The following is a 23,918-nucleotide window of genomic DNA, read 5'->3' on the forward strand; positions in this document are numbered from 1 at the left end:
ATATATAGATCTTATAAAATTCATTAATTTTAAAATTAATAATCCAAATGCTCTAAATCACAAAAAATCTATGTCTAAAAATGTATATGGTAATCCTTTAATTTCATGTTGTACAGATCCTGTAACGGGTTATTTTAGAGACGGTCTATGCCGTACCATGCCCGAAGATACTGGAACGCATGTGGTTTGCGCCTTAATTACCAACGCTTTTTTGGTTTACACAAAATCTAAAGGCAACGATTTAAGCTCCCCTAAACCACAATTGCAATTTCCTGGTTTAAAAGCTGGTGACAAGTGGTGTTTATGCATATCGCGCTGGCTAGAAGCTGAAAAAGCTGGTGTTGCTCCCAAAATAGACTTAAAAGCAACACATATTAAAGCCTTAGATTTTGCACCTCTTGAGCTTTTAGAGGCTTATGCCATTTAATCGAGTATATCTTCTTAATCGTATTATATTTTGCTAAAACATCATCATAGTCTTTATGTATTTCGGTATTTTTGCTAATCTTAATTACAAATAAATGATAATGAAACAAACCGCCTTAACTAAAACTCACGAAGCCCTTGGCGCAAAAATGGTGCCGTTTGCAGGATACATTATGCCTGTACAATACGAAGGCGTTACCATAGAACACGATACTGTTAGAAACGCGGTTGGTGTATTTGATGTGTCGCACATGGGCGAATTTTTAATTGAAGGGCCCAATGCCCTAGCGCTTATACAAAGCGTATCTAGTAACGACGCCTCTAAGCTTACCATTGGTAAAGCGCAATACAGCTGTTTACCAAACGATACGGGCGGTATTGTAGACGATTTAATTATTTATCGCATTAAGGAAGAGACTTACCTTTTAGTGGTTAATGCCAGCAATATTGAAAAAGATTGGAATTGGATCTCGTCCAAAAACAATGTTGGCGCTACTATGAGAAATTTAAGCGACGACTATTCCCTACTCGCCATTCAAGGTCCAAAAGCCATTGAAGCAATGCAATCGTTAACCAGCGAAGATTTGTCTGCCATTACGTTTTATAATTTTGTGGTTGGAGATTTTGCTGGGATAGACCACGTTATTATTTCTGCTACGGGCTACACCGGTAGCGGTGGTTTCGAAATTTATTGCAAAAACAGCGAAGTGCAACACATTTGGAATAAGGTTTTAGAAGCTGGTGCAGCATTTGGTATAAAACCTATTGGTTTAGCGGCACGCGATACCTTACGTTTAGAAATGGGCTATTGCCTTTATGGTAATGATATAGATGATACCACCTCTCCTATTGAAGCTGGTTTGGGCTGGATTACAAAGTTTACTAAAGATTTTACCAACGCCGAAGCCTTAAAAGCTGAAAAGGAACGCGGACCAGAACGTAAACTGGTTGGTTTTGAATTGGATGACCGCGGAATTCCACGTCACGGTTACGATATTGTAGATACTAACGGTAATGTTATTGGCAACGTTACCTCTGGTACCATGGCGCCATCGTTGGGTAAAGGTATTGGCCTGGGCTACGTGCCTCCTATTTTTGCCAATGCAGGAAGCAAAATCAATATTCAAATAAGAAAAAAAGCGGTGCCAGCTACAGTTGTAAAGCTCCCATTTTACAAGGGCTAAACGGTATTTGAAGGAGAATTTAATGAAGGAGGCAAACAAACATACCATCCTAATTTTGGGCGGCAGTGGTTTTTTAGGAAACGCTATTTACAAAGAATTATGCGCGTATTTTAGAACCTTTGCAACCTACAACACATCTCATTCCCAACTGGAAAAAAACCATCATTTTTTTCAATATAATTTTGAAGAAGATGATATTTACGAAATTCTGGATATTGTAAAGCCAACCATAATTATTTCTGCGCTTCGTGGCGACTTTTCTAAGCAGGTGTTACTGCATCAACATTTAGCTGAATACGTATTTTCGCAAAAGGTAAAATTGTTGTTTTTATCATCTGCCAATGTATTTGATGCCTACAGTAAATATCCAAGTTACGAAGAGGATAAAACGCTTACTAACAGCGTTTACGGACTTTTTAAAATAAAAATTGAAAACCTATTATTACGCTTGCCAAAAACACAAGTGGCCATTTTAAGAATGCCAATGGTATTTGGTGCTCAATCGCCCAGAATAGCAGAAATACTTCAAAATATAAAGGAAAACGCACCTATTGAAGTATTTCCTAATTTAATTATGAACGTTACAACAGATTCTAAAGTAACACAGCAAATTCATTACATCATCAACAGAAACAAATATGGTGTTTTTCACCTAGGAAGTACAGATTTGGTACATCATGATGAATTTATAAAAGAAATTGTAGCATCGTTTCAATTAGAAAAAAAAGCGCTTTACAAACAAGTCTACACCACAAACGACGATAGATACTTAGCTGTATTGCCTAAGTTTAACAAATTGCCAAAGCATTTGCAATTGCACAGTCAGGATTTATTAAAAGAACTTAAAATGTAACCATATTTTTTAATCTCACCATAAAATTGGTTAATTTAGAGGTATGTGAAATATAGCGCTAGCACTAGTAAAAAATAAGCTATCGCGAATAAATTATTAAAGAAAACAATAAAACTATGAGCAAACTTACAGCACAAGAAATAGAAACAAAATTATTACGTTTTCCAGATTGGGAATATTACGATAACGCCATACATGCGGAATTTGAATTTGAAAATTTTAAGGATTGTTTTAGCGCCATGAGCAGAATTGCTTTTGAATGTGAAGCCCTAAACCATCACCCCAATTGGACTAACGTGTACAATGTACTTACCATAACTTTATCTACCCACGATGCCGATGGTGTAACAATGAAAGATTTTAATCTTGCCGAGGCTATAGAACATATTGTAGAGCCAGAGGAATAAATTGCTTTAGCCAGTATTTTACCGTTTTTCAAAAAACTGAATAAATTTGGAATTACCTGCGCTATGTTTAAATTTGTAGAATTAAAATTTTTAGATATTTAAAATAGTTATAACCTTTTTAACTTAAATCTATGGGAAGAGCTTTTGAATTTAGAAAAGCAAGAAAAATGAAACGTTGGTCTGCCATGAGTAAAGCCTTTACGCGTATAGGAAAAGATATTGTAATGGCTGTGAAGGAAGGTGGTCCAGACCCTGATAGTAATTCCCGGTTGCGCGCTGTAATACAGAATGCTAAGTCTGTAAATATGCCTAAAGACAATATTGAGCGTGCTATAAAACGTGCCAGCGATAAAAGTCAAGGCGATTATAAAGAGGTAGTTTTTGAAGGCTATGCGCCTCATGGTATTGCCATTTTGGTAGAAACCGCTACAGATAATAATACAAGAACGGTTGCCAACGTAAGGAGTTATTTTAATAAATGCGAAGGGAGTTTAGGCACTTCGGGTTCGGTAGTGTTTATGTTTGACCATACCTGTAATTTTAAAATTAAGGGTGAAGCACTAGATTTAGAAGAATTAGAGCTAGAACTTATAGATTTTGGTGTGGAGGAAATTTTTGAAGACACTGATGAAGATGCCGATGGTAACGAAATTAACAGCGTAATGATTTATGCGCCTTTTGAAAGTTTTGGTAAAATTCAATCGTATTTAGAAGACAATAATATTGAAATTCTATCCTCTGGTTTTGAACGTATTCCGCAGGTTACAAAATCGTTAACGCCAGAACAAGCCGAAGATGTTGAAAAACTATTGGAAAAACTTGAAGAAGACGATGATGTACAACATGTATATCATACTATGGAAGAAACAGCAGATTAATATATTTTAAACTCTAAATAAAAAAAATCCGAATCTTAAGTTTTTAAGATCCGGATTTTTTTTTACGCTTCTAAAATCGAAGCTATTGTTTTAGAACGATGAATTTTTCCTGAAGCGGTTTCCTTAAACTTTCTAACGAATATAATGTCTTTAGGCACTTCAAATTTCTCTAAAGTCTTGAATAGTGTTTTATCTAAAGTACGTTCCTTACCTTCTATTACCATAACAACTTTATAACCTAGGGTATCGTCTTCAATACCGTGTATAAAAAATTGCTCAGGTATTTTGTCTTGTAGCTGCTCCTCTATTTTCTCTGGGAATACTTTAACACCACCAGTATTTATAACGTTATCTATTCTACCAATCCATTCAAATTGGTTATCGGCATAAATTTCAACTAAATCGTTCGTTACAATTTTAGTTTTGGAAAGCTTTGGGGCATCAATTATCAAACAGCCTCTATCGTCTGTAGAAATACTTACGTTTGGTAAGGTTGTAAAGTACTTGTCAGAAGGGTCTCCCGTAAAATTATTAAGTTTTCTAACGGCAATGTGCGATACGGTTTCGGTCATACCATAAGTTTCATATACCTGTGGTTTCTTATCTTTAATCAGCTCCTTGATATGAGAAGATACACGCCCACCTCCTACTATTACTGTTTTAATGGATTTTAAGTATTTTGCAAAGTTTTTTAACTGCATTGGTGTAAATGCGCAAAAATCATAATCCTTTTCATAATCAATTCTCGGTAAAGCAGATGGCACAACCATATCTACTTCAAGCCCTAAAATAATGGCTCTTACCATCATCATTTTACCTGCAATAAAGTTGGAAGGCAAACAGTTTAGCACTTTTTTTCCTGGTGTTAAATCAAAAAAATCGCCAGTAGTAATGGCAGAATTCACCATGGCCTGTTTTTTTATTTTTAAGGTTTTTGGTTTTCCGGTAGAACCAGATGTTTTAACCTTTATATAATCTTTTTTATCTAACCAGTCTAATAGAAAAAGTCCTAATTGTTGCTGGTATGGATAGCCTTCTTTTACAAAACTATACGCAACTTCCATTAGGTCTTCGCGGTTATAATGAAATCCTTCTAATTTAAATCTTCTGTGTACCTTGGTGTAATCTGGAGTCATTTGTAATATTTATTCTTCTAAAATTTTATAATCTTCTTTTGGTGGTTCTACAACGGGACCGAACAATTTATCTTTCCAATTGGTCCATTTGTATGTCTTCGACATAATTAATAAAATAATTGGATAGATTATTAAAACTGGAGCGATAATTTCCATTTTCACATCAACAACTTGTTCTGCGGTATATTTAAATAGGGAATCTGTTTGTAAAGCAGACCACTCTGAGGTAATTAATATAGCAGCTAACAAATTATTTCCTAAGTGAAATCCTAAAGCCAACTCTAAGCCATCATCCATTAACGTCATAATTCCCAAAAGAAGACCAGTACCGATGTAAAACACCATAATTAATGGTCCTATTTCTGCAACTTCTGGGTTGGCGCTATGTGCTATACCAAATATAACCGAAGTAAGAATTAATGGAAACCACCTATTTCTCACCATAGTTCCTATATGTTGCATAAAATAACCTCTAAATAAATACTCTTCTAAGCCTATTTGAAAGGGAAACAACAATAAACTTATTATTAAAAGAATAATAAATTTAGTTGGTTGAAAATTCCAAACAATTTGAGATGAGTCGCTATAATAAGAAATACCAAAAAGCAATAATGTAATGCCAACAATTAATGAAAATGAAAATAGTATACGCTTAAAATCTACTTTATGCCTTGCTGTGGTTAAAGATAAAATACTTCTTTGGTGAATAAACTTTACCAAAACAAAAAGTAAGGCCAAAAGAAACGCAAAAGGTAAAAGGTTTATTAACAAATTTATATTACCTGGTAACGATTTCATCATATCGTAAGCAGCTTGCATATCCTCTTTCGATGTAAACAAAAAGAAGATAAAGTTTAAAATAAACATACCAGAAATTAATAGCGATGTTATAATAAACATCCATAATTCCCTTTTTCCCTTATATGCTTGCTGTATGTAGTCCATTATAAATTAATTTCCCAGTTTTTAGTACTATCGTAATGTAAATGCCCTTTACTAACATACAAAGGCGATTCAAAATTATTTGTAAATAAACCTCCTGTACCTAAGCCTTGTGGCATTTTACTGTTTTGCATAAACGTATATTGTGCAATGGCGTTTAAGCCTATATTACTCTCTAGTGCACTTGTTATCCACCATCCTATGTTGTTGTTTTCAGCACTTTGTATCCAAGTATCGCTACCTTTAAATCCACCAACTAAAGTGGGCTTTAAGATAATGTATTGCGGACGAATAGTTTGTAGTAATTTTAATTTATTTGTTACACTAAAAATTCCTATTAATTCCTCATCTAAAGCAATAGGAAGCGGTGTAACCTCACAGAGTTTAGCCATAGCTTCCACTTGCCCTTGTTTTATGGGTTGCTCAATAGAATGTAAATGGAATTCAGATAGTATTTTTAGTTTTTCTAGTGCTTCATGAGGCGCAAAAGCACCATTGGCATCTACGCGTAATTCTATATCTTTTGAAGTAAATTCTTTTCTAATAGATTTTAGGAGATCTATTTCAGTCTTAAAATCTATAGCTCCAATTTTCATTTTAATACAATTGAAACCAGCGTTTATTTTATCTTTTATTTGCTGTTTCATAAAGGTTTCGCTTCCCATCCATATTAAACCATTAATAGGAATTGATGCGTTACCGTTTGTGAATTCTGAAGGGAACAATTCAAAATTATTTTGACTATGAAGCGATAAAAATGCCATTTCTAAGCCAAATTGTATGCTTGGAAACTCTATAAGTTCATCAAGAAGGGGTTGCAACCCTAAATGGATATTATTACATGCCCACTGGAGTTTAGTTTCAAAGTCTAACCTATCATCAACCGATAGTCCTTTAAACATACCACACTCCCCTATCCCCTCTTTTCCTTGGGATTTAAGTGTAATAATCCACGTTTCTTTAAGATTTAGTACACCTCTAGAGGTGCCACTTGGAGTTTTGAATTTTAGTGTGTGTGTTTTGTATGTTGCATGCATAATTTTAGCAATGGCACAAAAATACATATCATAATATAAAAATGGGCAATTTTAAATTTAAAGTTGCCCATTTTAAACCACTTTTAGGCTTATTTATATAAAATCTACTTTACCAGTTTCCATATTGTAAACTGCAGCTACAATTTTTATTTTGCCCGTTTTCTCTAAATCTGCCAAAACAGGTGATGCGGTTCGAATATCATCAACAGTTTTTAGCGCATTATTTTTAATAACACTATTTGTGAAAGCGGTGTTTTTTGATGATACTTCTCCGTTTTTCTCAGTCATTTCCACTGATGGTTTTATTTCATTCAATAAATTGTTTAACGCATTCATATTCATGGAAGCTGCATCGGTATTATCAATAGCATGTTTTACCGCACCACATGCCGTATGCCCTAACACAATAATTAGCTTAGAACCCGCAACAGCAGATGCAAACTCCATAGAACCAACAATATCGCTGTTTTCTATATTTCCTGCTACTCTGGCAACAAAAATATCTCCAATTCCTAAATCGAACACATCTTCTACAGGTACCCTACTATCTACACAAGATAATACAATAGCTTTGGGGTATTGCCCAATGGCAGATTTACGACGTTGTTCTGAGTGGTCGCGTCTAGTCAAATTATTATTCACAAAATTTTCATTCCCTTTTTTTAGCCTGCCTATAATTTCATCGGCAGTCAAATTAGCCTGTTCTTCTGCGGTAAGCACACTTTTTATTGGTTTTTCTAAGCTAACCTCAGCAGTTGTTTCTGTTGTTGCTTTTTTCTTTGCTTCAGCATCTGCACACGATGTAATGGTAAATGATAATAAAGCGATACCTAAAAATTTTAAACTTGTTTTCATAGCGTTTTGTATTAAAGTGTTAATATTAAAAATTATGGTGAAAGCTAAATTGCAGCTGTCCTTTTCCCCAATTATTGGTTTTTTGATTCATCCAACCTAATTGAAACCTTTGTCCTGGTTTTAGCACATAGCCTAAACCCAAATACGTTCTGTTTCTATCAAATAATGCTACGGTGTTGTTGTTACCTATATTGGTTTGTCCGTTAACAAAAATCTCATTGTAAAAGGCAGTATAAATAGCATTTTTTTCTAGTGCCTTTTTGTTTAATGGTATGTTTAAAAATAAGTTATAGCGGTATCTTGTTCTAAAATCCTGATTTTCAACAAAGCGCTGTTCGTATCTAAAACGATGGGTTAAAAAGAAACGACCACCTAACTTTTGGGAAAATAAACCTTCTTGGTATATTCTATTTTCATTTGTTGAAGCTGTACTATCGCCAAATGTACCAGTTGTAATATTGGCATAACCTAAGGTGAACATAATACCTGAATTTTTTGGTGTATACGTAACCCCAGTTCTTACTAACAATTGCTCTAAGTCGCCCAATACATTCCAGTTTCTGTGCTGTAAATCGCCCTGAATTCCAAAGTCACTGTTTTTAAATTGGGTATTGAAGAAATACATGTACCACGAACCGGTTTTAGATTGGTCTATTTGTGCATTTCCATAGGAAACAGACCATAACACAAACAATATTAAAAGTTTTAATCTCACAACAAATAGTATTAATCTTTAAAGTAAAAGTAATACTATTAATAATGCAAAACTGGAATTACCTATTATACTTATTTATAGATAAATAGAGAATGTTGATTTATGTTAACCAACTGTTGAACAAGGTGATTTTTTTAAATAAGAAAAAAGGGGTTTACAATATTATAAGCAGATGTGTTAGAATTAAATCTTTATTACCATTGAGCGTTTTTAATTAAAATGATTTCACTTTGAAAAATGAAAAATGGATTATTCATTGTAATTTAAAATTACAATTAATTAGATGTTAGCTCATTAGTAAATATATCGACAACTAAACAATGTAGAAAACAGTAATTAGAGTTCTAAGGAACCTCCAATATCTAGCAACATCAAATCTTTATTTTTTTCGAAAAATTTTCGTTTTGCAACTTCGTGATCTATTTCAATATAACCAAATGTATCGTAGTGATAGCCTAGAACTTTATCGCACTCTACAAAATCGCTAGCTATAATTGCGTCATCAATACCCATTGTAAAGTTATCGCCAATAGGTAAAATGGCCAGATCTAATTTGGTTTGAAGCGGAATTAACTTCATATCGTAGGTTAAGGCAGTATCTCCGGCTATATATATGTTTTTGTGTTCACCTTCAATCACAAAACCTCCTGGTTGTCCGCCATAACTACCATCGGGAAAGGATGAAGTATGAATAGCGTTAACGTATTTTACGGATCCAAATTCAAAATCCCATGTGCCGCCGTGGTTCATAGGATGAGTTTCCAAACCTAAATTTTCGTAATGTGTAGCGATTTCATAATTAGAAACAACGGTAGCACCGGTACGTTTTGCTATAGCTTCTACATCTACTATATGATCTTGGTGCGCGTGTGTAACCAGAATAAAATCGCCTTTTAAAGCACTAATATCAATGTGGGCTGCTTTTGGATTTGCAGAAATAAAAGGATCTACAAGAATATTAATATCATTAATTTGTATACCTAAACTAGCGTGACCGTAAAACGTAATTTTCATTTTTATTTAGTTTTACACTAAAATAATCATTTTGTAAATAACATTAAAACTTCAATAGGTTTATCTTAAAATAGATGACCTACAGCTAATAATACAGATAGGAAAAATGTGGAAAGTGCCACTTTTTTTAACTCAGGATCTAAATCCTGTGGTGCATTATTATGTTTTACAGTTTTAATATGTTTAATTAAGGGAATATAAGCTATAAAATAAATTAAATTTAAGGGTGATGTGTAATACAATATACCCCATAAGGCAGAAACTACAATTGCTGAAATTATTAAAAATAAATGGTATGTTTTTGCTTTTGTAACGCCTAATTTTACTGCTAAGGTTATTTTTCCTGAAGCCTTATCTGAAATTATATCGCGCATGTTATTTAAGTTAAGTACCGCTACAGATAAAAGCCCTATGGTTATAGCAGGTAAAAATACAACATGGTGCACCGTTTTCGCATAAAGCACATAACACCCTATAACACTAACGAGACCAAAAAAAATAAAAACATAGGCATCTCCTAGTCCACGGTAGCCATAAGCTTTACTTCCAATAGTATATCTAATAGCGGCAATAACAGAAGCTATTCCTAAAACAAAATATAATAATGTGAGTAGAAAATGCTGTGAGCCAAAAGCTGAAAATATTAATAGAAATGAAAGTACAATACAAACTAAAATATTAAGCTTAATAGCTTCGAACATAAGATTTGGTGTAATTTTACCACTTTGTATGGCACGTTCGGGACCAATCCTTTCAGCATCATCTGTACCTTTTACACCGTCGCCATAATCGTTAGCCAAATTAGATAGGATTTGTAAACTAATAGTTGTTAAAATGGCCAGCAGAAATATTTGCAAGTTAAAACAACCATTATATGCAGCAAAACTAGATGCAACTATAATACCAGAGACCGATAGCGGTAGCGTTCGTAAACGCATTGCGGAAATCCAAATTGAAACATTTTTCATTATGGAATCCATTTTTTTTCAAAGTTAGGTTTACGTTTTTCTAAAAACGCATTACGGCCTTCCTTTGCTTCATCTGTCATATAAGCTAATCGGGTTGCTTCTCCAGCAAACACCTGTTGTCCCACCATACCATCATCTGTTAAATTCATTGCAAACTTAAGCATTTTAATAGACGTTGGAGATTTAGCCAGTATTTCTTGTGCCCATTCAAAAGCTGTACTTTCTAATTCATCATGAGGTATTACTGCATTTACCATTCCCATTTCAAAAGCTTCCTGTGCAGAATAATTTCTGCCTAAAAAGAAAATTTCCCGTGCCTTTTTCTGTCCTACCATTTTAGCTAAATAGGCTGAACCATAACCACCATCAAAACTGGTAACATCAGCATCGGTTTGTTTAAAAATGGCATGCTCTTTACTTGCAAGGGTTAAATCGCAAACAACATGCAAACTATGGCCACCACCTACAGCCCAACCTGGCACTACAGCAATAACTGCCTTTGGCATAAACCTAATTAGTCGTTGTACTTCAAGGATATTTAAACGGTGGTACCCGTCGTCACCTACATAACCTTGTTCGCCTCTAGCCTTTTGGTCTCCGCCACTACAAAAAGAATACACCCCATCTTTAGTTGAAGGCCCCTCGGCAGACAACAATACTACACCAATGCTAGTATCTTCATTAGCATCGTAAAACGCATCATAAAGTTCGCTAGTTGTTTTTGGTCTAAATGCATTTCTTACATTTGGCCTGTTGAAAGCTATTCGTGCAACACCATTACATTTTTTATAAGTTATGTCTTGATAGGTTTTGGCTGTTTCCCATTTAGGATTGTTCATACTCTAAAATTTTATTCAAAAATAAATGATATTTTAAAAAAATTGGGCTGTTCAGAAAATAATAATACGAAAACGAAAAAATAATAGATTAATAAAATGAATCTTGTTTTTTAAGGAATTAATAAAACTATAAAATAAGCAGTTATACTTATTTTTTATGTAGCTTTTATTTTATAAATTAGTAAATGTTTTATTATAAATAATTAAAATTTGCGTTTTAACGATATTATTTATACTTTTATCGAACTAAATCTAAATTGCCTATGTTGTTAACTACTACTATTATCATTGCCGCTTTGGTATGTATTAATTTTTTACTTTTAAAAATCAGCTGTAATAAAACAGCTAAACAAAGTAAAATTAATAAAAACCCTATTGTACTAAAATCACATAAAACCCTTGTTGATATTGAAGAAAATTTGGCTCCAACGGGAAGCTAAAACATTACCATCTTATAGATTTTAGATTTTTAGAAGTAAGCAAATCGTTTGTTTTACTAAAATGCTTATTACCAAACCAATAACCTCTATTGGCGCTTAATGGAGATGGGTGTCCCGATGTTAATATATCGTGTTTTGCACCTTCTATTAATTTAACTTTTTGTTTGGCATAACCACCCCAGAGTAAGAATACCACATTATTTTTTTTGGCGTTTATCGTCTTAATCACAGCATCTGTAAAGGTTTCCCATCCTTTTTTTTGATGACTACCAGCTTCGTGTGCCCTTACTGTTAACGTAGCATTCAACAATAAAACACCTTGTTTTGCCCAACGTGATAAATCTCCACTTTGTGGATAAGATACCCCCAAATCATTTTCAATCTCCTTAAAAATATTTATTAGTGACGGTGGATGCGTTACACCATCCTTAACCGAAAAACATAAGCCATTGGCTTGTCCTGGCCCATGATAGGGATCTTGCCCAATAATTACCACTTTTACATCATTAAAATGGCAATAATTAAACGCATTAAATATCTCTTGTCCAGGAGGAAAACAACGATAATTACTATATTCCTGCTTTACAAAGTCTACTAATTCTTTAAAATAAGGTTTTTTAAATTCTTCCTTTAAGTAGGGTTTCCAACTGTCGTGAATGGCAACTTCCATTAATTTAAAATTCTAACTAATAATTCTTTTAATAAATCGCCTTGAGGTACCGCATTGGCACCTACACCTTTGCTTTTAACATCAAAACTTCTTAAGGTAGACACTATGGCACTTACTTTACGCATAGGATAATTTCTTGCAGCAGCAACATATTCGTTAACAAAATAAGGGTTTATGCGTAACGCCGATGCTACACTTCGTGGTGATTTATCTTTTAAACCATGAAAATGCAAGAGTTGTGAAAAAAAGTTAAATAGTAGCGACACTGTAACAACCATTGGATTATCCTTAGGGTTTTCAGCAAAATAATTTACAATTTTATAAGCTTTTACTGCATTTTTTTCACCTATAGCCTTTCGTAGCTCAAAGTTGTTATAGTCTTTGCTAATACCAATATTTTCTTCTATAATTTCGGGAGTAATTTGGCTTTCGCTGGGTAAAATAATCTGTAGTTTTTCCAGTTCGTTATTAATTTTACTTAAATCCGTACCTAAAAACTCAACCAACATTTGCGCAGCTTTAGGTGTAATGGTATACCCTTTTGGAGACAACACCCTTCTAATCCAATCTGCTACTTGGTTTTCATATAGTTTTTTACTTTCGTAAACAACGCCATTGTTTTTAAGGGCCTTATAAAGTGCTTTTCGTTTATCAATCTTTTTGTATTTATAATTTACAACAAGAATGGTTGTGGGCTGAGGATGATCTGCATATACAGCCAATTTTTCTATTGTACGCGATAAATCTTGGGCTTCCTTAACAATAACTACTTGGTATTCTGCCATCATTGGGTAGCGTTTGGCATTACTTACAATATCGTCTATTGTAATATCCCTGCCGTATAAAACCATTTGGTTAAAACCTCGCTCCTCTTCAGATAAAACGGTGTCTTCAATAAAATCAGAAATCTTATCAATATAATAAGGCTCCTCGCCCATTAAAAAATAAATAGGCTTAAGCTTTTTTTGCTTTATATCTGTTACTAATTGTTTTACTTCGTCCAAATAAAAATGGAATTTAAAATGTAGCTATTCAATTTATCTTTAAATTTTCATTAAAACATATACTGAATAACTTTATAATGATAAATTTGTGCGTGCAAAGATTGAATTTCCCCACATATAACTTTCGATTCAAAAATAGCGAAAATAAAGTTTTAATTTTTGACATCATCCGTAAAAAATTTGTGGTTATGCAGCCAGAAGAATGGGTGCGACAAAACTGTGTGCATTTTTTAATTGAAGACAAAAAATATCCTAAATCGTTAATTAACGTTGAGAAAGAATTAAAAATTAACGATTTACGTAAACGCTACGATGTTGTTGTGTTTAAGCCAAATGGCGATATTTTAATTATTGTAGAATGTAAGGCACCAAAAATTGAGATAAATCAGCAGGTTTTTGATCAAATTGCAAGATATAACCTAACGCTAAATGCTGAGTATTTAATGGTTACCAATGGGTTACATCATTATTATTGTAAAATGGATTTTAAAAAAGAGCAATATCAATTTTTAAGGGATATTCCCCAGTACCAAAAATGAAAATAGCTGTAGTTATACTTAATTGGAACGGACAAAAGCTTTTAGAGCAGTTTTTACCTTCGGTTACAACACACTCGAAAAATGCAGATATATACGTTGTGGATAATGCCTCAACAGATACCTCTATGGCCTTCGTAAACGCTAACTACCCAGAAGTTAAAATCATTCAAAATAAAGAGAATGGAGGTTTTGCAAAAGGCTACAATGAGGCTTTAAAAAAAGTTGATGCCGATATATTTTGTTTATTGAACAGCGATGTTGAAGTTACCAAAAACTGGCTAGAACCTATAGTTGAAGCATTTAAAAATAATGCTGAAGTTGCCATAATGCAACCAAAACTATTAGATTATAAGCAAAAAGACTATTTTGAGTATGCAGGGGCTGCAGGTGGCTTTATAGATAAATTTGGCTACCCCTACTGTAGAGGTCGTATTTTTAATACCTTAGAAAAAGATGAAGGGCAATATAACGATACACATTCCATATTTTGGGCTTCTGGCGCCTGTTTATTTGTAAGAAGTTATGTGTTTAAAGAACTAAATGGTTTTGATGAATCCTTTTTCGCACACATGGAAGAAATTGATTTATGCTGGCGCGCAAAAAACTTAGGTTACAAAATAATATATACTGGCAGATCGCAAGTATATCATGTTGGTGGTGCTACGTTGGCCAACTCTAACCCTAAAAAAACATTTTTAAATTTTAGAAATAGTTTATTCGCTCTTGTAAAAAACGCTAAAGGAAATGTACTTTTCCTTGTATTTATAAGGTTAGTTTTAGATGGCGTAGCAGGAATTAAATTTTTAGTAGAGTTTAAATTTTTACACTTCTTAGCTATTCTTAAGGCACATTTTAGTTTTTACAAGCATATTTTTGGGTTAATTAAAAAACGAAAAACGATTACAAACAAAATAAAATATTATAACAAAACATCCATAGTTTGGCTCTATTTCGTAAATAAAAAAAAGTTTTATAAAAGTTTATAACGCGTTTAGTAAAAGTTTTGTTAACAGTGCTGTATTCCCCCGTTTTTTATATACTTTTGTTAAAACAAACCGGCAATTATTTAATCCGAAAAACATTAATTTTTAAATTATGAAAAAAGTAATTTTACTTAGCTTATCTACGCTATTTTTATTGAGTTCTTGTGTCTCTAAAAAAGAATTTTTAGCATTAGAAGAAAAACAAAAAGAAACCCAAGATTTATTGAATTCTGCAACTGTTAAATTAAACTCTTGTTTAGAAGAAAGAGCCTCTGCAACGGCAAAAGCTACATTGTTGGAAAGTCAGGTAGAAGATTTGAAAAAATATAACGAGAACCTACAAATATTATCAGCCAAAGGTGCTAGTAATGTTGAAAAAACATTAGAAAGCATTAAGGAAAAAGATTTAAAAATTACCCGTTTACAAGATGCCTTAACTAAAAAAGACAGTGTTACTTTAGCTTTAGTAACTAGCTTTAAACGCGAAGTAGGCATTAACGATCCTGATATTGAAGTAAATGTTGAAAAAGGCGTTGTATTCATTTCTATATCAGATAAATTATTATTTAAAAGTGGCAGCTACAACGTAACTGCTAGAGCAAAAGAAGTTTTAGCTAAAGTTGCTAAAGTTGTAAAAGCTAAACCAGACTTTGAGTGTATGGTTGAAGGACATACCGATAGCAGATCTTACCAAAGCGGCGTGTTATTAGATAACTGGGACTTAAGTGTAAAACGTGCAACCTCTGTAGTACGTGTTTTAGAAGACCTAGGCGTAAACTCTGGAAGGTTAATCGCTGCAGGACGTAGTTCTTACGTGCCTTTAGTAGACAACGATACTGCTGAAAATAGAGCAACAAACAGACGTACAAGAATTGTAGTACTTCCAAAACTAGACCAATTCTACGAATTAGTAGAAAAGGAAATGAAAAATTTAGAAGCTGGAGGTAACTAAAAAACCAGTCTTACAAAATATTAGAAAGCTCAACTTTAAAAAGTTGGGCTTTTTTTATTGGTATAAAAAGTAAGGTTGCGTATACTAAAAAAGAAGGAATGATATTTAAAAATACATAGTGCAGCCCTTCAATAAAGGGCCTTCCTAAAATGGCAAATAAAATTATATGGCATTAATAGTAAATAAATAATACCAAGAAACCTAAAACCACTTTGAAAAAAACTAAGTGGTTTTTTTTTAAAATGATTTTGGTCATTTTTTATCGGAGTCCTGTTTCCTATATTGAAACATGAATTTTTATAATTAATCCGATTAGTTATGAAATTAAAATTACTTTTCTTACTCTCAACGTTATTTTGCTTTACTACACTACTCCAAATAACTATTCTACATAAGTATTATGGGGCTGCAACTTTTAAGCATTTACAAACTCACAGATACTTACATTCTAATAGCAGAAGTATTAAAAATACAAAAGCTATAACCAATTTATTAAAAATTATAAAAAACGTCTTGCTATCCAAAGGATACAATAAGACTTTCAATTATTTAAAAATAAGCTATCACCTCTTCAAAATCCAAACTAAAAAACCTCATTATCCACATAACAACACATTAAAAAAACAGCCTTGTTTTTTTCAAGGTAATCGTCTAATTAATTCATTTATATCATGAAAACAAAACTCTCTCTTCTAATTTGCGTAATTTTAATTACCACAACAAATTACGCCCAAAAAGTTGTAGCACTTCACAGTTCTACCAATGGCGTGCAATACTTTAATGAAAATGCCGCCTTTCAAGAAGCTTATGATGCCTCTGTGGCAGGAGACACCATTTATTTACCAGGTGGCACACATACCCCACCTAATGTATTTAACAAAAAACTCACCATTTTTGGTGCAGGACACCATCCAGATGCCACAATAGCAACCTTTACTACAAAAATTTCTGGTAATGTTATCCTTGGTGAAAATGCAGATGGTTTTCATTTGGAAGGTGTTCATATTACTTCAGAATTAATAATTGGAAATACAAACGACATTTCTATTAACGATATAACTATAAAACGTTGTAGATGGACAAATCTAAGGGTTCCAGGGACTCAAGATATGAGCACCAGTAACAACAATGTTTTTGTAGAAAATATTTTTAATTCTGTATACGATTGTAGAAACTTAAGAAGCAGCTCCTTTTTTAACAATATTATTTCAAATCATGCATACTATGAAATTTGGGATTTATATTTTGTAAATAATGTATTTACACATAGCGATACATATGGTACCGTAACACCTACATTTAATGCTAATAATTGCGTATTTCAAAACAACATATTTCTACAAGAAGGCAACAATGTTGTAGTAGGTTCAGATAACACTTTTGAAAACAATATTTTCTGCAATACCATTTCTGCATTAGGAACAGACCCAACAGAAGTTAATAGTTATTATATGACACGCTCTGAAGTATTGGTAAACCAAACCGGAAATGTTTTTGAGTATACAGACAACTACCACTTACAGGCAGGTGCTGCAACAAATTTAGGTACAGATGCTACAGAAACTGGTATTTATGGTGGAGTTTACCCTTGGAAAGACTACTCTATTCCTACAAACCCACATATTAGTAGTAAATCTATTTCTGGTTCATCAGACACGAATGGGAATATTCAAATAGACATTAATGTTCATGCGCAAACCAATTAGTTATGAAAGCATTTAAATTAATTCCACATTTGTGGATATTAATAAGCCTGCTTTTTACTATCCACAACACAGCACAAAACAACATTATTGGTTATGAATATGCATTTAATGATGGTCAAGGCTTGCAATTTGTTAGTATTGCTCCTACGCCAAATTTTAATCTCGTAACCAATGTTGATGTAAGTGCACTACCGAACGATGTGAATGTAATTCATCTAAGGTTTTTAGACCAAAATGGACTTTGGAGTCCAATAATTAGTAAAGTATTTGTAAAACCTCCCGAAGCTTTTCTAACAGCAAGTACTATTGTTGGTTACGAATATGGTTTTGATGACGACAACCCGCCATCGTATGTGCCCATTTCCCCAAATAAAGATGTTAACTTGGTTACAGCTATAGATGTGAGCGCATTACCTAACGATGTTAATGTGTTTTATATCAGATTTAAAGATGATATAGGCCAATGGAGTCCAATAATTAGTAAAGTATTTGTAAAACCTCCCGAAGCTTTTCTAACAGCAAGTACTATTGTTGGTTACGAATATGGTTTTGATGACGACAATCCGCCAACGTATGTGCCCGTTTCCCCTAGTAAAGATGTTAACTTGGTTACAGCTATAGATGTGAGCGCATTACCTAACGATGTTAATGTGTTTTATATCAGATTTAAAGATGATATAGGCCAATGGAGCCCAATAATTAGTAAAATATTTGTGAAGCCTCCCGAAGCTTTTCTAACAGCGAGTACTATTGTTGGTTACGAATATGGTTTTGATGACGACAATCCGCCAACGTATGTGTCCATTTCCCCAAGTAAAGATGCTAACTTGATTACAGATATAGATGTGAGCGCATTACCTAACGATGTTAATGTGTTTTATATCAGATTTAAAGATGATATAGGCCAATGGAGCCCAATAATTAGTAAAATATTTGTAAAACCTCGTACTCCGGAAAACTTAACAAATAACGCATTGGTTTCACTTGAATACTGGTTTGATAACGATTTTTCAACTAAAAAGTTTATAGATATTGATCCTGATGCATCAAACTATGTGTTAACTGAGGTTAATTTAAACCAACTTTGGGCTGGCGAGCATACTTTGCATACGCAGTTTAAAGATGTATACAACCAATACAGCGCTGTAATGACCGATACTATTGATAAACAAGTATTGCCAATTGCATCATTTGTTACCAACTCTAACTCTATCTGTGTAGGTGAAACCATCAATTTTACCAACAATAGCATAGATTATGATACTGTTACATGGAATTTTGATGATGGTAATACCAGTAGCGATTTTAACACATCTCATACTTTTAATACTGCTGGAACTTATGAAGTAAGATTAACTGTGTCTGAATCCAATTCTGGTTTAGATAGTATTGCAACACAAAACATTCAAGTATACAGTATTCCTGTTAATACCATAACAGCATCTGGTCCATTACAAGCATGTTTTGGAAGTACGGTTACATTAACTGCTGATGATGCCAATGCCGATTATTTATGGTCTACAGGAGCAACATCGCGAAGCATTGATGTTACAGCAAATGGCACCTATAATGTTACATTAACAAGAACCAATTCCTCGGGTTGCTCGGTTGTTTCAGATGATATAGTAATAACGTTTAATTCGGAAATTGATAATTCGGTAACAGTATACGAAAATTCAGGGGATGTTCAATTAACGGCAAATCAACCAGAAGCCAGTTACCAATGGATAGACTGCTCTAATGGTAACACTAATATTGATGGTGAAACCAATAAAACCTTTACGCCAGCTAGCAATGGGGAATATGCGGTTAAAATAACAGTGAATAACTGTACTGTTACTTCAAATTGCCAAAATATAACAAGTTTGGGTGTCGATGAGGTTTCAGTTTACAACTTTGTAAAATTATACCCAAATCCTGTTAAAGATAATTTAACCCTTACAACAGAATTCCCGCTATTAATTCAAATATGCAATATAAACGGAATGGTTTTGAACACTTTAAAATTTGAAAGTGGTGTGACTAACATTGATTTAAAAATGCTAAATAACGGATTGTATTTCTTTAAAATAAAAGAAATTTCTAACACAGGAAGCCAAAGGCAGGGTGTTTTTAAGATTTTAAAACATTGAAACCATTTATAAAAGCATGAAACTTAAAAAACCGCTTTGTTGTAACAAGGTGGTTTTTTGTTGTTGACTGACTGTTACCATTTTACAAATAAAGCTTTTATATTGTTTTGCTAGGGTACAACGATAAAAACTACAAAATAAAATTGAAAACTGTTTACTGACATTAATTTTCTGTCACCAATTGCTTTAGCTATTCTGTACCTTGTGGTTACAATGTTTCATTCATAAGGTATTATTTTCGTGCCCATTAATTTCTAAACGATAAGGGGGTATTCAGGTTAAAGTGCTTTAAATCAAGCCTGCGGAGTTGATGGGTTATGGAGAATTCAGAGATAAGGTAAGCGTCCAAATAACTCTAAAAAATCTCTATACTACCCTTGCCTTCCCTAACCACAACGGGCACGTCTTCTGATAGGTCTATTACCGTAGAGGCTTCGTTATCGCCATAACCACCGTCTATTACTAAATCTACTAGGTTGTCCCATTTTTCGAGAATAAGTTCGGGATCTGTGGTATATTCTAAAATTTCATCTTCGTCTCGAATGGATGTTGAAATAATAGGATTGCCCAATTGCTTTACAATATCTAAGGCAATATTATTATTAGGCACTCTAATACCTACAGTTTTACGCTTTTTAAAAGGATTGGGTAAGGTTTTAGACCCTGGAAGAATAAATGTATATGGCCCTGGAAGTGCGCGTTTTAATATTTTAAACGTAGCTGTATCAATCTGTTTTACATAATCGCTTAGATTACTTAAATCGCTACATACAAACGAAAAATTAGATTTTTCGAGCTTAACACCCTTAATTCTTGCTACTTTTTCTAGGGCTTTAATATTAGTAATATCGCAACCTAAACCGTACACCGTATCGGTGGGATAGATAATAAGTCCGCCCTGTTTAAGCACCTTTACTACCGTGTTAATCGCTTTAGAATTGGGATTTTCTTCGTATATTCTAATAAAGTCTGCCATAATATATATCTTGTACAAGCGTTTTACAAAGTAAGTAAAAAATTTCTTGAAACTAAACATACTTAATATATCACAAAACGAGGTGTTTTACCTAATGTATTGTTGCTGTAATGTTTAAAGATTTTGCATTTATAGTTACTCTTGTATGGAAACTACAAGTTAAAATAAATGCAAAACAATGCATAAAAAAATTGGCTTTTAAATGAAGAATATAATGCACACACTAAAATTTTTATTTGTTGGTTTCCTACTATTGGTGTTTAATGCCTCCTGTTCTAACGAAACCACTAGCGATGAGGATATTACAGAAAACATATTAAATACGAGCAAAGTTTTTGAAGCTTTTGATGTTGCTTATGGCGATGCAGAGCGACAAAAATTTGATATTTATCTTCCTGCCAACAGAACATTGGCTACCAAAACCGTTATTTTGATTCACGGTGGTGGTTGGACCTCTGGCAGTAAAGCCGATATGAATGTCTTTAAGCTCTTAATTACCCAACAATTTAGTGATATTGCAGTTGTGAATATGAATTATAGGTTGGCCAATGCTAACAACAAGCCTTACCCTATGCAGATTGAAGATATTACTAATTTGGTAGCTTTCCTTAGGGAAAACAAAACTAAATATTCTATTTCTGAAGATATAGGTTTTATAGGTATTAGTGCTGGTGCACACTTATCATTATTATGGAGTTATGCTTTTGATACCAATAACAAAGTAGATATGGTGTGCAGTATTGTAGGGCCAACCAATTTAACCGATCCGGAGTATTTAAACAATACCAATCCCGAGTTACAGAATTTACTCGATTTATTTGGCATAGACCCAACTACTGAATTTTTAGAAGAAGTAAGTCCGTTTCATCAAGTAACGGCTACTGCTCCACCTACCATATTGTTTTACGGCGGAAAAGACCCCTTAATTCCAATATCACAGGGTACAGATTTAAGGGATAAACTACAATCGTTAAATGTAACCCACGAATTTACATTGTATGATAATGCAGGCCATGGCTGGACGGGTCTAGAACTTCTTGATACTTGGAGTAAGCTAAATGTATTTATGGAAACGCATTTATAGTTATTTTACATAAGATTAGTGTTACGAATTTTATACACTATTAAAACTGTAATTTCCAATACTGCTAAATATTAAAATTACCAACTGTATTAATATAATGCATACAAATGGATGCGTTAGTTTAATACGTTATTGATTATTAGTTTTTTAATGTAACATTTTTGTTTTCCAGTAGTCTTTATGGTATGATAAGACTGTGGGTTACAATATTACTTTTTACCATAAATGCTTTCGTTTTTAGAGCGTACGCCATAGCCAACCCTCCTATTCTGTTTCCAAAAGCCGAAGTTTTAAACCCGTATACCACCCGCATTCCTTTTAAGCTGGTAGATCATTTAATAGTTGTAGAGGCAGAATTATTGGATAAAAAAGGCAACTTTATTATCGATACGGGTTCAGAAGCCTTAATTTTAAATAGTGTTCATTTTAATGCGTATTATGCATTTCAAAAAAAAGCTACTAATGCGTCTGGGGTTAATGCCGTTTTGGATTTTTCGTATGAAAAATTTATAGATGAATTTAATTTAAATGGGTTTAAATTTGAAAATAAAGTATCAGATATCATTAATTTATCCCATATTGAAAAAAGTAAAAAAATAAAACTATTAGGCATTATTGGGTATAGTATTTTAAAGGACTATGAGGTTTTTATCGATTTACATCTCCATCAAATTACGCTAACTAAAGTTGATAAAGAAGGACACCCCTTAAGCGATAAAATTTATTTAGAAAAAATAGTAGATAGTTTAGACTTCACACTAAAAAAGCATACTATTGTAATACAGGGTTTTATAAATAACCAAAGTGTTCGTTTTGGTTTAGATACTGCCGCAGAGTTTAATCAAATAAATAAGAGTATACACAGAAAAGCCTTAGCGTTTTTTATTCCAAAAAAACGTTTAAAATTAAATGGTGCCAGCGGAAAAACAATTAGGGTTTTGGCAGGGAAATTGCATCGTGTAAAATTAAAGGATAATATTTATTTTGGCCCCATGTATACTGTTTTAACGAATTTAAACCAAATGAATGAAGCTTTTGGAGTTGCAATAGATGGTATTTTGGGTTATGAATTTTTTGCTCAAAAACGTACTATTATTAATTATAAAAAAGAAAAATTGTATTTTATTGATTACCCAATTGCATACTAAATGAAATTAATAAAACTACATATCGCCCTATTACTATTTGCGCTTGTAAGTTTAAGTGTTTTTGCGCAAAACAAAACATTTAAAGGCTACACCATAGAGAATGATACTGTTACATTTAGGTTTGATGTTAGAGATTACTCTAAGTTTACAAAAGAACACACAGGGCAACGCTTAGAATTTGGCGACTTTAATATAGCGCATGTTTCTGTTTCTGGAGCGTTTAATAATTGGTCGCGAGAAGGGTGGAAAATGACAAAGATTAACAACTACATTTACGAGCTAAAAAAGTGTATTGCCGATTTTAATGATGCCTTTTCTTGGGAGTTTAAATATGTAATTAACGACGCTTATTGGGCAGAACCTACAAAAAAAGACGGTAACATATCTAAAGCCATAAAAAACGGCAGAAGACTTGGTGTTTACAACCTTAAAATGTATACCGCTTACCCTTCTAAAAATGGTAATGCAACATTTAAACTAAAAGGATTTAAAGATGCTAAAAAAGTAGTGCTTGCTGGATCGTTTAATAAGTGGAACGAACAGTTGTTTGAAATGAATAAAACCGACTACGGATGGGAATTGACCCTACAAATGAAACCAGACGTGTACCAATATCGCTTTATTGTTGACGGCAAATGGATGGAAGACCCGCATAACCCAAGTAAAACACCTAATGAGTTTAATGAATTTAATTCTGTTTTAAATATTCAAAAACATATTACGTTTGCCTTAGTGGGTTATCCCAATGCTAAGGAAGTAATTTTAGCAGGCTCGTTTAATAACTGGAATGAACATGCCATAAAAATGGAAAAAACAACAGATGGTTGGGTGTATTCGCTTCCCTTATCTGGCGGTAAACACCATTATAAATTTATTATTGATGGCGAATGGATAACCGACCCTGATAATCCTGTTAGGGAGTATGATGGCGACGGCCATATTAATTCGGTTTATATGGTAAAGTAAATACGTTATCCATTTCCCTTTTACGTATTTAACACACATTACATGCCCTATTGAAAGAGGCCAC

Annotated in this window: 24 protein-coding genes; 13 read left to right on the forward strand and 11 right to left on the reverse strand. The window is 33.2% G+C overall.

Translation table 11 applies throughout. The annotated features are described in order from the left end of the window. Positions 1 to 70: 70 nt before the first annotated feature. The 5 genes from CLV33_RS11400 (at position 71) to CLV33_RS11420 (ending at position 3,748) form a co-directional block, all read left to right on the forward strand. Positions 71 to 427 (forward strand): DUF2237 family protein, encoded by a 357-nt coding sequence (locus tag CLV33_RS11400; RefSeq protein ID WP_105474019.1) that lies wholly within the window; start codon positions 71 to 73, stop codon positions 425 to 427. 100 nt (positions 428 to 527) lie between these two features. After that, the gene (gcvT, locus tag CLV33_RS11405) at positions 528 to 1,610 is read left to right on the forward strand and encodes a glycine cleavage system aminomethyltransferase GcvT (protein WP_105474020.1); all 1,083 of its coding nucleotides are present in this window, start codon (positions 528 to 530) and stop codon (positions 1,608 to 1,610) included. A 22-nt stretch (positions 1,611 to 1,632) separates the two neighbouring features. After that, a complete protein-coding gene (locus CLV33_RS11410) occupies positions 1,633 to 2,463 on the forward strand; it encodes a sugar nucleotide-binding protein (RefSeq protein ID WP_105474021.1) in 831 nt (276 codons plus the stop codon). A gap of 116 nt (positions 2,464 to 2,579) precedes the next feature. Beyond that, positions 2,580 to 2,870 carry a 4a-hydroxytetrahydrobiopterin dehydratase gene (locus CLV33_RS11415; protein WP_105474022.1) on the forward strand — a complete coding sequence of 97 codons (291 nt, stop codon included), beginning with the start codon at positions 2,580 to 2,582 and terminating at the stop codon, positions 2,868 to 2,870. Between the two features lie 131 nt (positions 2,871 to 3,001). Continuing rightward, on the forward strand, positions 3,002 to 3,748 hold the full coding sequence (locus tag CLV33_RS11420) for a YebC/PmpR family DNA-binding transcriptional regulator (protein WP_105474023.1): 747 nt from the start codon (positions 3,002 to 3,004) through the stop codon (positions 3,746 to 3,748). A 62-nt stretch (positions 3,749 to 3,810) separates the two neighbouring features. On the opposite strand, the gene CLV33_RS11425 is transcribed toward CLV33_RS11420, so the two are convergent. The 10 genes from CLV33_RS11425 to holA all read right to left on the reverse strand — a co-directional run bounded on the left by CLV33_RS11425 (position 3,811) and on the right by holA (position 13,368). Further along, a complete protein-coding gene (locus CLV33_RS11425; protein WP_105474024.1) occupies positions 3,811 to 4,884 on the reverse strand; it encodes an AMP-binding protein in 1,074 nt (357 codons plus the stop codon). A 9-nt stretch (positions 4,885 to 4,893) separates the two neighbouring features. Further along, complete coding sequence (locus tag CLV33_RS11430) at positions 4,894 to 5,829, reverse strand: CPBP family intramembrane glutamic endopeptidase (protein ID WP_105474025.1); 936 nt, start codon at positions 5,827 to 5,829, stop codon at positions 4,894 to 4,896. Continuing rightward, positions 5,829 to 6,863 (reverse strand): o-succinylbenzoate synthase, encoded by a 1,035-nt coding sequence (locus CLV33_RS11435; RefSeq protein ID WP_211297562.1) that lies wholly within the window; start codon positions 6,861 to 6,863, stop codon positions 5,829 to 5,831. Before CLV33_RS11435 ends, CLV33_RS11430 begins: the two co-directional genes overlap by 1 nt. 93 nt (positions 6,864 to 6,956) lie before the next feature. Next, complete coding sequence (locus CLV33_RS11440; protein WP_105474026.1) at positions 6,957 to 7,718, reverse strand: carbonic anhydrase family protein; 762 nt, start codon at positions 7,716 to 7,718, stop codon at positions 6,957 to 6,959. Between the two features lie 25 nt (positions 7,719 to 7,743). Further along, positions 7,744 to 8,433 carry a DUF2490 domain-containing protein gene (locus CLV33_RS11445; protein WP_244906424.1) on the reverse strand — a complete coding sequence of 230 codons (690 nt, stop codon included), beginning with the start codon at positions 8,431 to 8,433 and terminating at the stop codon, positions 7,744 to 7,746. Positions 8,434 to 8,769: 336 nt separating this feature from the next. Further along, the gene (locus CLV33_RS11450; RefSeq protein WP_105474027.1) at positions 8,770 to 9,447 is read right to left on the reverse strand and encodes a metal-dependent hydrolase; all 678 of its coding nucleotides are present in this window, start codon (positions 9,445 to 9,447) and stop codon (positions 8,770 to 8,772) included. A 65-nt stretch (positions 9,448 to 9,512) separates the two neighbouring features. After that, positions 9,513 to 10,427 (reverse strand): 1,4-dihydroxy-2-naphthoate octaprenyltransferase, encoded by a 915-nt coding sequence (gene menA / locus CLV33_RS11455; protein WP_244906425.1) that lies wholly within the window; start codon positions 10,425 to 10,427, stop codon positions 9,513 to 9,515. Next, positions 10,415 to 11,254 (reverse strand): 1,4-dihydroxy-2-naphthoyl-CoA synthase, encoded by an 840-nt coding sequence (locus tag CLV33_RS11460; RefSeq protein WP_042246320.1) that lies wholly within the window; start codon positions 11,252 to 11,254, stop codon positions 10,415 to 10,417. Before CLV33_RS11460 ends, menA begins: the two co-directional genes overlap by 13 nt. A gap of 444 nt (positions 11,255 to 11,698) precedes the next feature. Beyond that, entirely contained in the window at positions 11,699 to 12,364 is a 666-nt protein-coding gene (locus CLV33_RS11465) for a uracil-DNA glycosylase (protein ID WP_105474029.1), read from the reverse strand. Further along, complete coding sequence (gene holA / locus CLV33_RS11470; protein ID WP_105474030.1) at positions 12,364 to 13,368, reverse strand: DNA polymerase III subunit delta; 1,005 nt, start codon at positions 13,366 to 13,368, stop codon at positions 12,364 to 12,366. The genes CLV33_RS11465 and holA overlap by 1 nt, the downstream gene beginning before the upstream one ends. 92 nt (positions 13,369 to 13,460) lie before the next feature. Here holA and CLV33_RS11475 point away from each other — a divergent pair, with 92 nt between their 5' ends. The 5 genes from CLV33_RS11475 to CLV33_RS11495 all read left to right on the forward strand — a co-directional run bounded on the left by CLV33_RS11475 (position 13,461) and on the right by CLV33_RS11495 (position 19,680). Continuing rightward, positions 13,461 to 13,907 (forward strand): type I restriction enzyme HsdR N-terminal domain-containing protein, encoded by a 447-nt coding sequence (locus tag CLV33_RS11475; RefSeq protein WP_105474096.1) that lies wholly within the window; start codon positions 13,461 to 13,463, stop codon positions 13,905 to 13,907. Then, on the forward strand, positions 13,904 to 14,893 hold the full coding sequence (locus CLV33_RS11480) for a glycosyltransferase family 2 protein (protein ID WP_105474031.1): 990 nt from the start codon (positions 13,904 to 13,906) through the stop codon (positions 14,891 to 14,893). The genes CLV33_RS11475 and CLV33_RS11480 overlap by 4 nt, the downstream gene beginning before the upstream one ends. Positions 14,894 to 15,002: 109 nt before the next feature. Beyond that, complete coding sequence (locus CLV33_RS11485; RefSeq protein WP_105474032.1) at positions 15,003 to 15,842, forward strand: OmpA/MotB family protein; 840 nt, start codon at positions 15,003 to 15,005, stop codon at positions 15,840 to 15,842. 671 nt (positions 15,843 to 16,513) lie between these two features. Next, complete coding sequence (locus CLV33_RS11490; RefSeq protein WP_105474033.1) at positions 16,514 to 17,548, forward strand: right-handed parallel beta-helix repeat-containing protein; 1,035 nt, start codon at positions 16,514 to 16,516, stop codon at positions 17,546 to 17,548. 2 nt (positions 17,549 to 17,550) lie between these two features. Continuing rightward, positions 17,551 to 19,680, forward strand: a complete 2,130-nt coding sequence (locus CLV33_RS11495) for a PKD domain-containing protein (protein WP_105474034.1) — start codon at positions 17,551 to 17,553, stop codon at positions 19,678 to 19,680. Between the two features lie 355 nt (positions 19,681 to 20,035). Here the strand turns inward: CLV33_RS11495 and CLV33_RS11500 are convergent, their stop codons facing one another. Continuing rightward, the gene (locus CLV33_RS11500) at positions 20,036 to 20,656 is read right to left on the reverse strand and encodes an L-threonylcarbamoyladenylate synthase (protein ID WP_105474035.1); all 621 of its coding nucleotides are present in this window, start codon (positions 20,654 to 20,656) and stop codon (positions 20,036 to 20,038) included. Positions 20,657 to 20,858: 202 nt separating this feature from the next. Here CLV33_RS11500 and CLV33_RS11505 point away from each other — a divergent pair, with 202 nt between their 5' ends. The 3 genes from CLV33_RS11505 (at position 20,859) to CLV33_RS11515 (ending at position 23,854) form a co-directional block, all read left to right on the forward strand. Further along, the gene (locus tag CLV33_RS11505) at positions 20,859 to 21,740 is read left to right on the forward strand and encodes an alpha/beta hydrolase (RefSeq protein WP_244906426.1); all 882 of its coding nucleotides are present in this window, start codon (positions 20,859 to 20,861) and stop codon (positions 21,738 to 21,740) included. Positions 21,741 to 21,925: 185 nt separating this feature from the next. Further along, positions 21,926 to 22,888: an aspartyl protease family protein gene (locus CLV33_RS11510; RefSeq protein WP_105474036.1), complete on the forward strand. Its 963-nt coding sequence runs from the start codon at positions 21,926 to 21,928 to the stop codon at positions 22,886 to 22,888. Further along, complete coding sequence (locus CLV33_RS11515) at positions 22,889 to 23,854, forward strand: glycogen-binding domain-containing protein (protein ID WP_105474037.1); 966 nt, start codon at positions 22,889 to 22,891, stop codon at positions 23,852 to 23,854. The last annotated feature ends 64 nt before the right edge of the window (positions 23,855 to 23,918 follow it).

The sequence above is a fragment of the Jejuia pallidilutea genome (genome assembly GCF_002973595.1).
Taxonomy (GTDB): Bacteria; Bacteroidota; Bacteroidia; order Flavobacteriales; family Flavobacteriaceae; genus Jejuia; species Jejuia pallidilutea.